The 13,827-nt window shown below is 49.9% G+C and carries 12 protein-coding genes; 2 read left to right on the plus strand and 10 right to left on the minus strand.

Features of this window, described 5'->3' with window-relative positions; translation table 11 throughout:
- Positions 1-86 precede the first annotated feature (86 nt).
- A complete protein-coding gene (locus JS578_00635; protein ID QRX63809.1) occupies positions 87-542 on the minus strand; it encodes a helix-turn-helix transcriptional regulator in 456 nt (151 codons plus the stop codon).
- 897 nt (positions 543-1,439) lie between these two features.
- On the opposite strand from JS578_00635, the gene JS578_00640 reads away from it, so the two are divergent.
- On the plus strand, positions 1,440-2,036 hold the full coding sequence (locus JS578_00640; GenBank protein QRX64872.1) for a glutathione peroxidase: 597 nt from the start codon (positions 1,440-1,442) through the stop codon (positions 2,034-2,036).
- Here the strand turns inward: JS578_00640 and holA are convergent.
- Together holA and JS578_00650 are read right to left on the minus strand one after the other, a co-directional pair.
- A complete protein-coding gene (gene holA, locus JS578_00645; protein QRX63810.1) occupies positions 2,033-3,055 on the minus strand; it encodes a DNA polymerase III subunit delta in 1,023 nt (340 codons plus the stop codon). The two genes, JS578_00640 and holA, sit on opposite strands and share 4 nt — an antisense overlap.
- 22 nt (positions 3,056-3,077) lie before the next feature.
- The gene (locus JS578_00650) at positions 3,078-3,854 is read right to left on the minus strand and encodes an AMP nucleosidase (GenBank protein ID QRX63811.1); all 777 of its coding nucleotides are present in this window, start codon (positions 3,852-3,854) and stop codon (positions 3,078-3,080) included.
- A gap of 55 nt (positions 3,855-3,909) precedes the next feature.
- Here JS578_00650 and JS578_00655 point away from each other — a divergent pair, with 55 nt between their 5' ends.
- Positions 3,910-4,380, plus strand: a complete 471-nt coding sequence (locus tag JS578_00655; GenBank protein QRX63812.1) for a type I restriction enzyme HsdR N-terminal domain-containing protein — start codon at positions 3,910-3,912, stop codon at positions 4,378-4,380.
- Positions 4,381-4,404: 24 nt separating this feature from the next.
- Here JS578_00655 and panB read toward each other — a convergent pair whose 3' ends face one another.
- From panB to gcvP, 7 genes are all read right to left on the minus strand, one after another.
- The gene (panB, locus tag JS578_00660; protein ID QRX63813.1) at positions 4,405-5,238 is read right to left on the minus strand and encodes a 3-methyl-2-oxobutanoate hydroxymethyltransferase; all 834 of its coding nucleotides are present in this window, start codon (positions 5,236-5,238) and stop codon (positions 4,405-4,407) included.
- Between the two features lie 193 nt (positions 5,239-5,431).
- Positions 5,432-6,994 carry an outer membrane protein transport protein gene (locus JS578_00665; GenBank protein QRX63814.1) on the minus strand — a complete coding sequence of 521 codons (1,563 nt, stop codon included), beginning with the start codon at positions 6,992-6,994 and terminating at the stop codon, positions 5,432-5,434.
- Between the two features lie 54 nt (positions 6,995-7,048).
- The gene (locus tag JS578_00670) at positions 7,049-8,413 is read right to left on the minus strand and encodes a hypothetical protein (protein QRX63815.1); all 1,365 of its coding nucleotides are present in this window, start codon (positions 8,411-8,413) and stop codon (positions 7,049-7,051) included.
- 206 nt (positions 8,414-8,619) lie between these two features.
- On the minus strand, positions 8,620-9,378 hold the full coding sequence (locus JS578_00675) for an MBL fold metallo-hydrolase (GenBank protein QRX63816.1): 759 nt from the start codon (positions 9,376-9,378) through the stop codon (positions 8,620-8,622).
- A gap of 106 nt (positions 9,379-9,484) precedes the next feature.
- Positions 9,485-9,997 (minus strand): SPOR domain-containing protein, encoded by a 513-nt coding sequence (locus tag JS578_00680; protein ID QRX63817.1) that lies wholly within the window; start codon positions 9,995-9,997, stop codon positions 9,485-9,487.
- Positions 9,998-10,111: 114 nt separating this feature from the next.
- On the minus strand, positions 10,112-10,927 hold the full coding sequence (locus JS578_00685; GenBank protein ID QRX63818.1) for a DUF4382 domain-containing protein: 816 nt from the start codon (positions 10,925-10,927) through the stop codon (positions 10,112-10,114).
- Positions 10,928-10,971: 44 nt separating this feature from the next.
- Entirely contained in the window at positions 10,972-13,815 is a 2,844-nt protein-coding gene (gene gcvP / locus JS578_00690) for an aminomethyl-transferring glycine dehydrogenase (GenBank protein ID QRX63819.1), read from the minus strand.
- Positions 13,816-13,827 lie beyond the last annotated feature (12 nt).

Genomic DNA, 13,827 nt, shown 5'->3' on the forward strand with positions numbered 1-13,827 from the left:
ATACAACGAATAGAAATCAAAATTGACGCTCACCCAACTTCATCTCAACCGATATGAGTGAACTACCATCTTGATTGGTTTAGCTCCTAGTGAATGGGCGGTATAAATGTCTCAAACGTGCTGTCGTCGTAGTAGATGATTATCTGTGTGATATTCTTTTCACGTTCCCTTTGCGGCGTAACTCTCTTTTCACCAGATTCTTTCATCTCAAAAGGGAGTTCCTTAAAGGCCATTTCCTGCGCATGATTTGTTTCACCCTTGCTCTTACCTTGTTCTGCGTTATCCTGGTGAAATAAATCGGGCTCTTTTGCGATGGCGTCGGGATCAATGCCCTCTTTAAAGATGGAACCGTTCCCATTGAGCAGCCAATCCGGATTGATGTAGTTCATTTCACCCAATATCTTTGTCACTACGTCCAGACTTGGATTGTTCCTGCCATTTAGTATATGGGAGATGACAGCACGGTTGATTTGCAATCTGTCGGCAAACTGTGTTGGCGACAAATGTTCGATTTCCATGATTTTTTTGATGCGATCTTTCATAGCGTCACTGTATGGGGTTGCATGAATATTTATACACCTCTCCGAGTGGTTCACAAATGTATGAATTTTATTTTACAAATGGTAAACAATGCTGTATGGATTTGTAGTTTACAAAAGAATAAATGTTGTGGTACATTTGTATCGGCACAAATCTACTTAACCACATCAAAGCCTGAACAGGTGATAAGTATAACTTAATAATATTTACTCATATAATTGATATATAAGATATTAATAACCTAAAATGATTCGTATTTAACAAATAAATGCCGTGATGAACTCCATCTCCCGATACAATCTAATCCAAAACTTGAAATAACTTATATGATGCTCTTATTGATAAGAAGTTGTTTGTTCAACCTACTCTGTCGCATTGATTGTTAAAGGACAAATATAAGAATTGTATCCTATTATGGAATTGTAACAGGCAACCGGTTCGACAAATGTATCGCGTTTTTATCATCACATTTGTAAATCGCGTTTTTATTTTACTCCATTGGGACAGCTGTGTAATTATTGAATTGTCGTTGCATAGATAACCGGGTGTTTGCTTTCGGGGAATCAATTCACTCCAGAAATATGCGTTGGGCTCGTTGCAATGAGCTCAATTCCTCCTGAGGGGCCTCTTTCCCCATACTTCCCTTGTCAGTGACACTTTATTCTGCTCCTGAGCCTTTAAAATATTCCTATCTGTATGATATTCCGTAAAATAGTATCGTTTTATCATGTTTGGAATTTCACATCAGAAAAGTGAGAAGGAAGCTGAACCCTACAGCAGCAACATTTGTTATAGTTCAATGATGATCTGCTGTTGCAATGAGACTTTAATCTCCCGACAGGTCAGATCATGCTAACAATTAAACAGAACATAGTATGGAAAAGAGATGGGGCGGCATGATGATTGCACTCCTTTTAATAATCATCACACCGGGATGCAATGGTCAGAACAGACAGCAACAGGCAGCAAAAGAGGTGACGACAGATTTACCCGGCATTGAGAGCCGAAATTCCAAAAGTACGCTGCACGACTTCAAGGTGACAGACATCGACGGGAATGAATTCGACCTGGCTACGCTGAAAGGTAAAAAGGTGTTGGTGGTGAACGTCGCCTCCCGTTGCGGATTGACTCCCCAGTATGAGGATTTGCAGAAACTATACAGCACCTATCAGGATAAGAATTTCACAATCATTGGATTCCCGGCGAACAACTTCAATGATCAGGAACCCGGCACGAATCAGGAGATCAAAGAGTTCTGCACCGGCAATTATGGGGTCACCTTCCCAATGATGGATAAGATCAGCGTGAAGGGCGATGAGATAGCACCGCTCTACAGCTGGCTCACCCAAAAGGCTGAGAACGGTGTGTTGGACCAGGAGGTGACCTGGAATTTTCAGAAATACATGATTGATGAGCAGGGACACCTGGTGGATGTGGTGATGCCCCGTGAGAGTCCCCTGAGCGATAAGATTATCGACTGGATCCGGCAGGACTAATGCATGATACGATAGACCAGTTCGCGCAGCAGTTCATACTGCGTGGCGGAAACGTTGTCCACCCCTTTTGAGGCGGCATCGAAACGTCGCAAGTAAGAGATGATCTCCATCACCTTGGCTGCACTGTAATGCCTCAGTCCGGTCATGTAATCGCGTGCAAAAAAGCTGCTCCTGATCTGCAATGCAGCCATCACCGACTGTTCATCCCTGCTCGGGAGCCAGTAGCACTCCAACAGGTTGCTGAAGTAATTGAAGAGGACAGCCACTGTAGCCATCATCGGGTATTCCTTAGGGTTTTTGCCGAAGTGATCCACAATGCGGTTTGCCGTCAGCAGATCCTTGCGGATGATTGCCTTCTGCAGTTCGAAGGTATTGAAGTCCTTGCTGATGCCCACATTTTGTTCTACCAGTTCAGCGGTCACCCTCTTGTTGCCGGCAGGAAGTGATACCATCAGTTTTTCCAGCTGGGGGATTAGTTTGCTGATGTCGTTACCCACATAATCGGTAAGCATCTGTGCCGACTTCTCGTCGATGGTGATCGACTGTTCCCTGAACCAGGAGACAATGAACGGGGGAATTTGATTGTCGTACAGTTTTTTCGATTCAAAAACCACCCCAATCCTCTCTATGTTTTTCACCAATGCCTTCCGTTTGTCTACCTTGCCGTGGCGGTAGTTGATCACCATCACGGTTGATGGCATTGGATTGCTGACATAATGATCCAGTTCCTCAAACTTAGGAAGATTCTGGGCCTCTTTCACCACGATCAGCTGATGTTCTGCCATCATGGGATATCTGCGCGCCGCCGCGATGATGGTATGCACATCGGAATCCACACCGTAAAAGGTGAGCATGTTGAAATCCTTCTCCGTTTCGGTGAGCACCTTTTCTTCCAGCAGATCGGTGAGACGGTCAATGAAGTAACCCTCATCCCCCATCAACAGGTAGACCGGATGAAAGTGTCCCTGCAGGATATCGGCACGGATGGCCTCGTAGCTGTTTTTGGTTGATGCTGCCATTGTTCAGGATTTGTAGTGGAGGTCACCAGTCGAAACGGAGGTGCTTGATGGTGGATCCGTTGTTCATGATGGAGGAGAGCGATTTGATACCTATCTTCACATGCTCTTCCACGAAGTTCTCGGTGACATGCTGGTCACTCTTCTCTGTTTTCACGCCGGTGGAGATCAATGGTTGGTCGGAGACCAACAACAGTGCTCCGGTGGAGATATGGTTGGCAAAACCACAGGTGAAGATCGTGGCGGTCTCCATATCAACTGCCAGGGCACGTACCTGCCGGAGGTATCCCTTGAAGTCATCGTCGTACTCCCACACACGGCGGTTGGTGGTGTAGACGGTCCCGGTCCAGTAGTCCCTCCCGAAGTCGCGGATGTTGGATGAGACTGCACGCAGGAGGCTGAATGCCGGTAGTGAGGGTACTTCTGGTGGGAAGTAGTCATTGGAGGTTCCCTCGCCTCTGATGGCAGCAATGGGTAGGATGTAATCCCCCAGCTCACTGCGTGCTTTCAGGCCGCCGCACTTGCCCAGGAAGAGGACTGCCGTAGGCTTCACGGCGCTCAGCAGATCCATCACCGTGGCTGCATTGGCACTGCCCATTCCGAAGTTGATGATGGTGATTCCCTCGGCGGAGGCGTTTGGCATGTTGGCATCGGCACCCAAAATGGGCACCTTGAAGTGCTCCGCGAAGATCTCCACATACTTCTGAAAGTTGGTCAGCAGGATAAAGCCGGTGAAATCGGCAAGAGCTCTTTTGGTGTACCTGGGAAGCCAGTTCTCCACGATTTCTTGTTTCGTTCTCATAAAAAAACGCTATTTTTGTTCAGAGCGAACCCTGTTATACAAACAAAGATACAATATGTACCCGTTAAATTTGCCATCCTACGATGCAAAAATCAGAAAAAAGGGCGAGTCGCAGGAGATATTTGATCCTCTGCGCAGGAAGTATGTGGTGCTGACACCTGAGGAGTGGGTTCGCCAACATTTCGTGAACTACCTGGTTCAGGTGAAAGGTTATCCTGCCTCACGCATCGCCAATGAAACTGCCATACGGCTCAATTCGCTCTCTCGCAGATGCGATACGGTAGTATATGACAAGCAGTTGGAACCGCTGATGATCCTGGAATACAAGGAACCAAGGGTGACAATCACCCAGCAGGTATTCGACCAGGTGGCGCGCTACAACAGCGTGCTGCGGGTGCCTTACATTGTAGTTTCAAACGGCATCAGTCACTTCTGTTACCGGATCGATTTCACCACGCTTGCCTACCAGTTTCTGACCGATATACCGTTCTACAGTGAGTTGTCAGAATTGAACCTTGAACTATGAAATTCAAACTTACTAACCTGCCAACTAGTAAGACTCCTTTTCTGAGGGGAAATCAGCCGTTTTAACGTCCTTAATGTAGTTTTGTACGGCAATGGTTATCTCTTCGAATAAATTGGCGTAGCGGCGCAGGAAACGGGGTGAAAAGCCCTTGTTCAGCCCCAGCATGTCGTGCATCACCAATACCTGACCATCCACATGGTGGCCGGCGCCGATACCGATGACCGGTATTGTCAGCTCATCCGCAACTTTTTTTGCCAGCATAGAAGGTATCTTCTCCAGCACCAATGAGCAGCAACCCGCCTCTTGCAGCAGGTGGGCATCGTCCACCAGTCTCATTGCTTCCACTTCATCTTCAGCTCTTACTGCATAGGTGCCATACTTGTTGATCGACTGGGGCATCAGTCCCAGGTGACCCATGATGGGGATGCCGGCGCTGAGAATCAGCTTCACCGATTCCATGATCTCCCTGCCCCCTTCCAGCTTGAGGCAATCGGCTCCCGTCTCCTTCATGATCCGTACCGCGTTGGCCACCGCTTCCCGGGGGTTTCCCTGGTAGCTTCCGAAAGGCATGTCGATCACCACCATGGCTCTCTTCACACCGTTCATCACTGACTTACCGTGGTAAATCATCTGCTCTACGGTCATGGGCAGCGTGGTGGTATTGCCCACCATCACGTTCGATGCCGAGTCGCCCACCAGGATCACATCCATCCCGGCCTGGTCGATCACAGTCGCCATTGAGTAATCGTATGCCGTAAGCATCGATATTTTCTCACCCCGTTGTTTCATTTCCATCAGACGGTGGGTGGTCACTTTTCTTTTGTCGTCTGTGGTTAGATAACCTTTCTGCTGTTCCATAGGGATACTTGTATAATTGTATTGTAAGCTGCAAAGGTACTATTTTTCGCAATACAGGTAATTCAAGTTTCGCATGTTTCTCTCTTGACGGTTTATGCGATTATTTTGATTGAAGTATTGCTTGTGAAACCTGAAAAGGTAAAAAAAAGCCGGGAGTTGAATTCCCGGCTTTTGATATTTTTTGTCAGCTTGTTCAAAACTTGTATCCCAATGTGATCAAACCTTTCAGGCTGTTGTTGTTCATCTTAAAAGGCGATGCATCAACAGAGAGTGTTGCCCCATCGTAATAGTTGGGGAAGGGATAGAGATCATCGGTCTGAGTGCTGTATACCACGGCCATATCGAGGAAGAAATTCCTGTTGAAGCGATAACCGAGTCCCCCTGTCAGGTAGTTGGTGTCTCCCTCCATCCGGTAGATGGTGTTTGATCCAACGATGGCTGCATCACCGAACTCAACCAGGTCACTGTCGTAGGGGTTTTGCATCCAGGCATAGCCGAGACGACCGGAGAACTGCTGTGTGAAGCGATATTCCATACCTGCACGGATGGTCGATGCCGGCCGGAAATCCATCGCGATATACTCATTGTCCTCTTCATACCAATCCTCCTCATCGTTGGCTCCGGAGGGGAGCGCAAGCTTCATTTTAGAGTAGTCCGTCATCTCGTAGTCGAGACTTGCAATGAAACGGCTTCCCAATACTGTAGCGATGCTGGCCACCAGCTTGCCGGGCGTTTTCAGGTCGTAATCGTTGATAAATGACTTCGAGCTGGTTACTGCCGGTTGATAATCGGGATCTGTAATATATGCTCCCATGTCGTCATCAATCTGCGCTTCATAGGTCTCGGTCAGAGCGTACCATGTAGGAGTATGGTAAGCCAGCCCCAGACGCAGCTCGTTCACCGGGCGGTAAATGGCTCCTATCTTGGCACTGACACCGGCACCGCTGGTGGTTAGCCAATTGGTTAGGGTGTAACCGCCATTGTTGAAATCTTCCAGATAATCGGATGTCAGGCTATAGGATATATCCTTGATAGAGAGTGCAAAGCCCAGGTTGAGTACGTTACCAATGGTGGTTCCCACGGTGAAGTCGTAGTTGTCAATGTATCCTCTTTCACGAAGACGGATCTCATTGATCGGACCGGGCTCTGTTGTCACCGGTTCATATTTATATTTTTTTTCTTCATCATCATACACCGGGTCAATCAACCAGGAGTTGTAGCCGAGCACTGTCAGCCAGGGCATATCATTCGAAAATGGATCGGGGAGATTGTCTCCCATCTCCAGGTAGAGGGGGTCATATCCGGCGCTGTTCCTGGCCATGTAATCGATCAACGTACCCTTGGCGGTGCCAATCGCAGAGACATTCCTGTCGAACGACTGCAGCTTGTTGTAGGAGAAGCCGAAGTTTACCACCGGCATCATGTCGTTGCGCAGCGGGAAGTAACCTACAAAGCCGAGGTTGTCCATGTTGAAGCGGGTTTTACTGGCTGTCTGTCCCCCCACAACAGATTGGTTGTTGGAGAGATTGAAAGTACCCACCACCTCTGAAGTGCGATACACCCCGATGCCGGCAGGATTGATGGCCAGGGCGCTCTGGTCGCCCCCCAGCGCACCGAAGGCACCGCCCATTGACATGGCGCGTGCCGTGCCGTAAAGTCCCTCACGTGAGAAGCGCAAGGCATCCACCTCTCCCTGTGCGAAGAGAGAGGAGGACAAGATGAGCAAAGAACTGACAAGATATGTGATTTTATTCATATTGTGCTGACATTATGTTTATTCGAAACGATTCTATTCGTACGTTACTCCTGTTTACCTACGTCCGCCACCGGAGCTGCGACCGGATGATCCGGAGCTGCGACTGGATGAACCGGAGCTGCGACTGGATGAACCGGAGCTGGATGATGAGCTGCGGCTGGGAGCCGAGTAAGTAGAACTACTTCTCGTGGAACTGTTGCTCCTCGATGGGGTGCTGTATGTTGAAGAGCGGTTCGACTGTGTACTACGGGAGGGAGCGGTGTAACTCCTGTTCCGGGTAGTGGTGGTAGAACGCTGATAGGTTGATCCACTTCTGCCGGTGGTAGTTGAACTACGTTGGTATGTTCTTTCGCTGCTGCTTCTGCCGGTTGAATAGCTTCCGGTGCGGCTGCTGGGAGCAGTACCGTAAATCGATCTGTTGCGGGTAGTCCCACTCCGATCAATGACCCTTCCTGTTCTGGAATCAAGAACCCTGCCATTGTTGTCGATGATGCGTGTTCTGGGTGTGCCTGCCACACTGCGGTTGGTTGACGTGGCATTTCTACCGGAGAGGGTGCTGCGCGTATTGCTGCTGGCACTTCTACCGGAAAGGGTTGAACGTGTTGATGCTGATGAGCGGCTTGCGAGGCCGGTTGTGCTTGCGCTGCTCCTGTTGGCTGAGCTTCTTCTGTATATCCCGCTGCTACGACCGGATCTGTTCTGTGTCAAACTGCTGTAATAGCCGTCATTAAAACCATGTGAGTAGCCGCCTCCATAACCGTAGTAGCCGTAATAGCCACCATAGCCGTAATAGCTGCCGTAACCGTAATACCATGGATCATACCATCCACCGTAGTACCAGGGGCTGTGCCAGCGACTGTAATACCAGGGACTGTGCCAGCGACTCCATCCATAGTAGGATCCGAAGCCATACCAGGGATCGTACCAGCCGCTGTAATACCAGGGATCATACCAGGGATAGTAACCCATTCCCCAGCCCATGCCGTAGTAATAATTTGATTCCCATCCGCGGTTGTTGTAGTTCTCGTAGAGATCATCCCCCACGTAAACAATCACCTCATCGGCACCGGTAATCTTGATGCTCGATTCAGGATCGTGGAAACGGACAATACGATCTGTATACTGATAATCCTCATATTCGAGTGAATCATTTTCATATGCCTCGTCACCGGCAGGTAGATCATTTGTGCTCCTCCGGTTGTATTCATCCACATCTCTGCCGTTGGCCTGTATCTCCATGCCTGTGGCATCACCCTGTACGATGACTACCTTTTTCTTCTGCGGTTCTTGCTGTTTCACCTCTGCTTTCACCCTCTCCTTTTGAGTTGGATCTGCATAGATATCATCCCATTCCTGGGCGAAACCGAAGAAAGGTATGGCTGTCAACATAACTGCCAGTAAAATTTTATTCGTTTTCATTGTTTCTCCCCATTTATTTGTGTTTACGATCTGTTTTATCTTTATTCTCTGACACCAATCAATTGAGATAGTTTAATGGTGCATCCTTTTTTTTACGTTACAACATCACCTGATCTCAGGATAGCAGGATAGGAAGTCCATTGAAAAGACGTTAGCGGCCACCAAACGCTGCGTTTCTTTTGGTTAAAAAAACAAAAATAGACAGCTCAGAGATTGATTTCCAAACCGTCATACGCCGGGTAAACACCGGCAGGAAGCTCTTCCATCAGGTCGGCATGCAACCCCATCTCATGGCTGAAATGGGTGAGATATGCGTTTGTAGGACCAATTTTTTCAATGATCTGTAACGACTCTGTGAGAGAAAGGTGTGAGATGTGTTCTGTCTTGCGAAGTGAACTGATGACCAGTGTATCCAGATCACGCAGCTTCGCATATTCCGTTTCGGGAATGCTCTTCACGTCGGTAAGGTAGGCGAAGTTGCCGATGCGGAACCCCAATATCGGAAGCTTGTAGTGTAGCACCCTGATCGGGATCACCTCCCTCTCACCTATCAGAAATGGATGGTGTGAGTCGATGCGTTGAATCCGGATATTGGGTATACCGCCGTACCTCTTTTCGGCAAAGCAATAGGGAAGCCTCTTCTTCACCGCATCTTCCAGACGCACCTCCATATAAAGATCCACAGCTCCGAACTGTGAATAGGGACGCAGGTCGTCTATGCCGCCGGTATGGTCGTAGTGCTCATGGGTAAAAAGGATACCGTTGATCTTCCGGAAGGGCAACATGAGTGCCTGCTGACGGAAGTCGGGCGAGCAATCAATCAAGATCTGCTGCTGCCCCTCTGTGATCGCCACCGAGCATCGCAGTCTCCTGTCCCGCGTGTCAACCGATTGGCAGACAGGGCAACTGCACCCAATCTGTGGTATACCGGTCGAGGTACCTGTACCCAAAAATCGTATCTTCATAGTCATCCCGTTCAAAAAAAGCTGCCGCATTGCAGACAACGGGCAGCTTTTCTAATATTTGTTCACCTCACAGGGTGAACGTGAAAGAAGTACAACCGTTCAACGGTTAATATTGTCTTTCAAGAATCCATAGATCGTTAAACGGTACCCCGTAGGTTTGTCTCAGGTAATCGGTATTGCCTTTTGCGGAATAGTTGTTGTATATCTCTTCACGCTTTGCAGCAGCAGCATCCTTTTCGTCATAACTGGCAATGATGACCCGATACATCCCCTGTTCGTTCTCTGCCAGGATTACATTATGACCCTCGTTCATCATGCGTGTCTTAAGCGATTCCGCATTCAGTTTCACACTCAGTGAGGCAATCACCACGCTGTATTTCTTCAATCCTGAAGCGTCGGTAGGATAAACCGGTTCAACCTTTTCCTTGCGCACGGAGACCTCTACGGGAGGCAGTGGGCTGGCATCCTTCACCACAGTGGTGGGTTGAGAGGCAGTTTGTTGCATCTCTCTCTCCTTGGCTGCTTCGTATACCTGTTTGTATGCACTCTGCTTCGGCTTACAAGAGGTGCCGATAACCAGCAGTGTTGCTAAAATTAGTGCAAAATGGAATTTTTTCATCAGTGTGATATTGTTAAATAGTTTTGATTCGCTTGTAAATGGCAATCATTCATGCAAAGATAATAAAGAAGCGAATCCCTTCACGATTGCAGATGTGAAATTTAATTAAATCCTCTATTGCAGCTGCAAACGTATGGGTTTGGGGGTGATCTCGGTGACCCTGCCCTGCCGGATGGTGTCAGAGAGGAAGATGGTATCACGGTACCCAGACTCCGGATTGGCAAACAGATGCACCTTCCATGCTCCCTCCTCAAGACCGGGAAAGAGGAACATCCCTTCGCTTCCCTCGGGAAGGGAGAAGAGTGAGTCCCCTTCACGGGTGATCAGTACAACCGGTGATGCCTCTATCGGGGTCACATAACCTCTCAATGAGCCTCCATAGGTCTCAGGGTAGGCTCTGGCGCGGGGGGCGAGATAATAGTTGCCATTCAAATCGTAGACAGAGAGTGCCGCATTGATATCGATCACGATGCTTACAATGAAGTTTGCAGGGAGAGCTGCGTTTACATTGTCGATGATCAGATGCTCAATCACGTTGGGCGATTTTTGAAGCGGGATAGGCTTGTCGGTGACTGTCACCATCCTGTTGTTGTTTCCCAGCGCCAGCCGAATCTTGTCGATCTTCCCTCCCGCGGGGAAGTACTGATCAGTAAGCTGCACCGTTTTACCGTTCATCAGCTTGAGCAGGTTGTACTCACCTCCGTTGAAATCAAGGGTAACCCACTCACCCTCCACCCCGGCACTGTCAACAGGCAGTACGTCGATTGTTTCTATGTGAAGATACATCTCCTTCAGCATTGGGGCTGCCGCATCGGTCAGCTTGATCCGTAGGCGGGCTGCATTCTCACTAACATCCTCTTTTCCGCAAGAGTGGAATAGCAGGGACATCAGGCCGAACAGTAGGACAGAAAGGATATATTTACCATGCATGCGATAAGCAGTTTTGATCGAACGATTCTTCTTACAGGGACTCATCAAAGCTCGCAGAGGCAGGATACCAGGTTCCTGTCGCCATGGGCATTGTCCACCCTTGCAACGTTCACCCAGAACTTGTTTTCTGCAACGAACGGCAACGGATAGAGAGCCTTGCTGCGCGGATAGGCATGCTTCCACTCGTCCGCCACAGCCTCATATTCGGGGTGAGGCGCGTTGATGAGTACATTGTCTTCGCGACTGAATGTTCCGCGTGACACCTCGATGATCTCCTCGTGAATCTGATCCATCACCGCCACGAAACGATCCAGCTCCGCCAGGCTCTCGCTTTCGGTGGGTTCTACCATCAGGGTACCATGTACCGGGAAGGAGAGTGTCGGAGCATGATAGCCATAGTCGATCAGTCGCTTGGCGATATCGGTTTCGGTAATTCCGGAGACCTCTTTCAGGCCGCGACAATCCAGGATCAGCTCATGACCTACCCTGCCGTCAGCACCCCGATAGAGGATTCCGTAAGAATTGTTCAACTTCTCTGCCAGGTAATTGGCATTGAGGATAGCTGCTTCTGTTGCTTCTTTCAATCCGTCGGCACCCATCATGCGGATATAGCCGTAAGTGATCGGGAGCACCCCTGCACTGCCGTAAGCGGCAGCTGCCACGGTGTTCGTATCCGTTGCAAGCGAAACAGGATGTCCGGGCAGGAAAGGCACCAGGTGCTCCGCCACGCAGATCGGCCCCACGCCGGGACCTCCGCCACCGTGGGGGATGGCAAAGGTCTTGTGCAGGTTGAGATGGCACACATCGGCTCCGATGGTACCGGGGTTGGTCACCCCTACCTGGGCATTCATGTTGGCCCCATCCATGTAAACCTGCCCTCCTGTCTCATGTATCAGGCGGCACATCTCACGGATCTCCGTTTCAAAGATGCCATGCGTGGAGGGATAGGTGATCATGAAGGCTGCCAGTTCATCCCGATACTGCTCCACCTTGTTGCGCAGATCATCCATGTCTACGTTGCCACGGGCATCACTGGCCACCGTCACCGGTGTATAACCTGCCTGTACGGCACTGGCAGGATTGGTGCCGTGTGCCGATGCTGGGATGAGTACCACTTTTCGTGATCCCTGCCCGATACTTTCCTGATATGCGGCAATGGTGATCAGCCCCGCATATTCACCTGCGGCACCCGAGTTGGGTTGCAGGCTGGTGGCAGCCAGCCCGGTAATCACAGACAACATCTCCTCCAGTTCATCGATCATCTCCTTGTATCCTTCCGTCTGATCTTCCGGTGCAAAGGGGTGTATGCGCTGGAAGCCTGTCAGTCCGAGCGGCAGCAGTTCCGAAGCGGCATTCAGCTTCATGGTGCAGGAGCCCAGTGAGATGATGGAGTGCGCCAGTGAGATATCCTTCCGTTCCAGTCGCTTGATGTAACGCATCAGCTCCGTCTCGGTGTGGTAACGTTGAAAGGTGGGGTGTGTCAGAAAATCGCTTTTCCTCAGTTGCTCCTCCTGCAAGGTGCTCTTTTCGGGAAGATCATCAATCATGAATACCTTGGAGCTTCCGGCAGCCATAGCAAAGAGAGCCAGCAGCTCATGCACGCGATAGTCGTTGGTAGTCTCGTCGAGACTGATGCCTATTCGTCCATCTGAATGATAACGGAGATTTATTTCGCGCATCTCGGCATGGTTGCGGATATCCTCAACGGAAATGCTTTCAGGTAGGGCTATGGTGAGGGTATCGAAGAAGCTTTCATTTAGTTGCCGGTATCCCATCGCTTGCAGCTCATCACTGACGTGTGAGGCTAGCGAGTGGATGCGGCGGGCGATACTTTTGAGCCCTTCCGGTCCATGATATACGGCATAGAAGGATGACATCGTAGCCAGCAATGCCTGCGCGGTGCAGATGTTGGAGGTGGCCTTTTCCCGTTTGATATGCTGTTCGCGCGTCTGCAGTGCCATACGTAGTGCTTCTTTTCCATAAGCATCTTTCGAGATGCCGATAATACGGCCTGGCATGGAACGCTTGTACTCGTCGCGGGTCGCGAAAAAGGCAGCAGAGGGTCCACCGAAGAACATGGGGATACCAAAACGTTGACTGCTGCCAAAGGCGATGTCGGCTCCCCACTCTCCCGGCGGAGTGAGCAGCACCAGCGCCATCAAGTCGGTTGCCACTGCCACTTTGCAGTCCACCGCATGAGCTTTCTCTGTGAAGGAGCGATAATCCTCCACGCTACCGTTGCTGTTGGGATATTGCACGATTGCACCGAAGCAGGGGGTCTCAAAAGTGAAGCTGTTGTAGTCGCCAACAACAATCTCAATTCCGGTATGCCGCATTCGTGTACGGAGCACGGCAAGTGTCTGTGGAAAGAGATGCCGGTCTACAAAGAGGGTTTCTACCTGCTGCTTCACCTGATCACGACTGCGCAGGCCATACATCATGGTGGCGGCCTCCGCCGCGGCAGTGGCCTCGTCGAGCAATGAGCTGTTGGCGAGCGGCAACGCAGTCAGTTCGCTCACCACGGTCTGGAAGTTGAGAAGTGCCTCCAACCGGCCTTGTGATATCTCTGCCTGATAGGGTGTGTAGGAGGTATACCAGACAGGGTTCTCAAACACGTTTCGGTAGATAGGGGCTGGAGTAATGGTGTCATACCATCCCATTCCGATGTAGGAAGCATGGATCCTGTTGCGAGCGGCGATGCGGGCAATCTCCTCGGCATACTCTTGTTCGGTAAGTGCTGCAGGCAACGTGAGGGGCTTTGACAGCCGTATGTCACCCGGGATGGTCTGTTCGATCAACTCATCCATGCTGTTCACTCCCAAGGTCTCGAGCATCACTTTCTTGTCTGCTTCGCTGATGCCGATGTGGCGGTATTTAAAATGTTCCATTGCTATGAATAG

It is taken from the genome of Dysgonomonadaceae bacterium zrk40, from assembly GCA_016916535.1.
Taxonomy (GTDB): Bacteria; Bacteroidota; Bacteroidia; order Bacteroidales; family Dysgonomonadaceae; genus Proteiniphilum.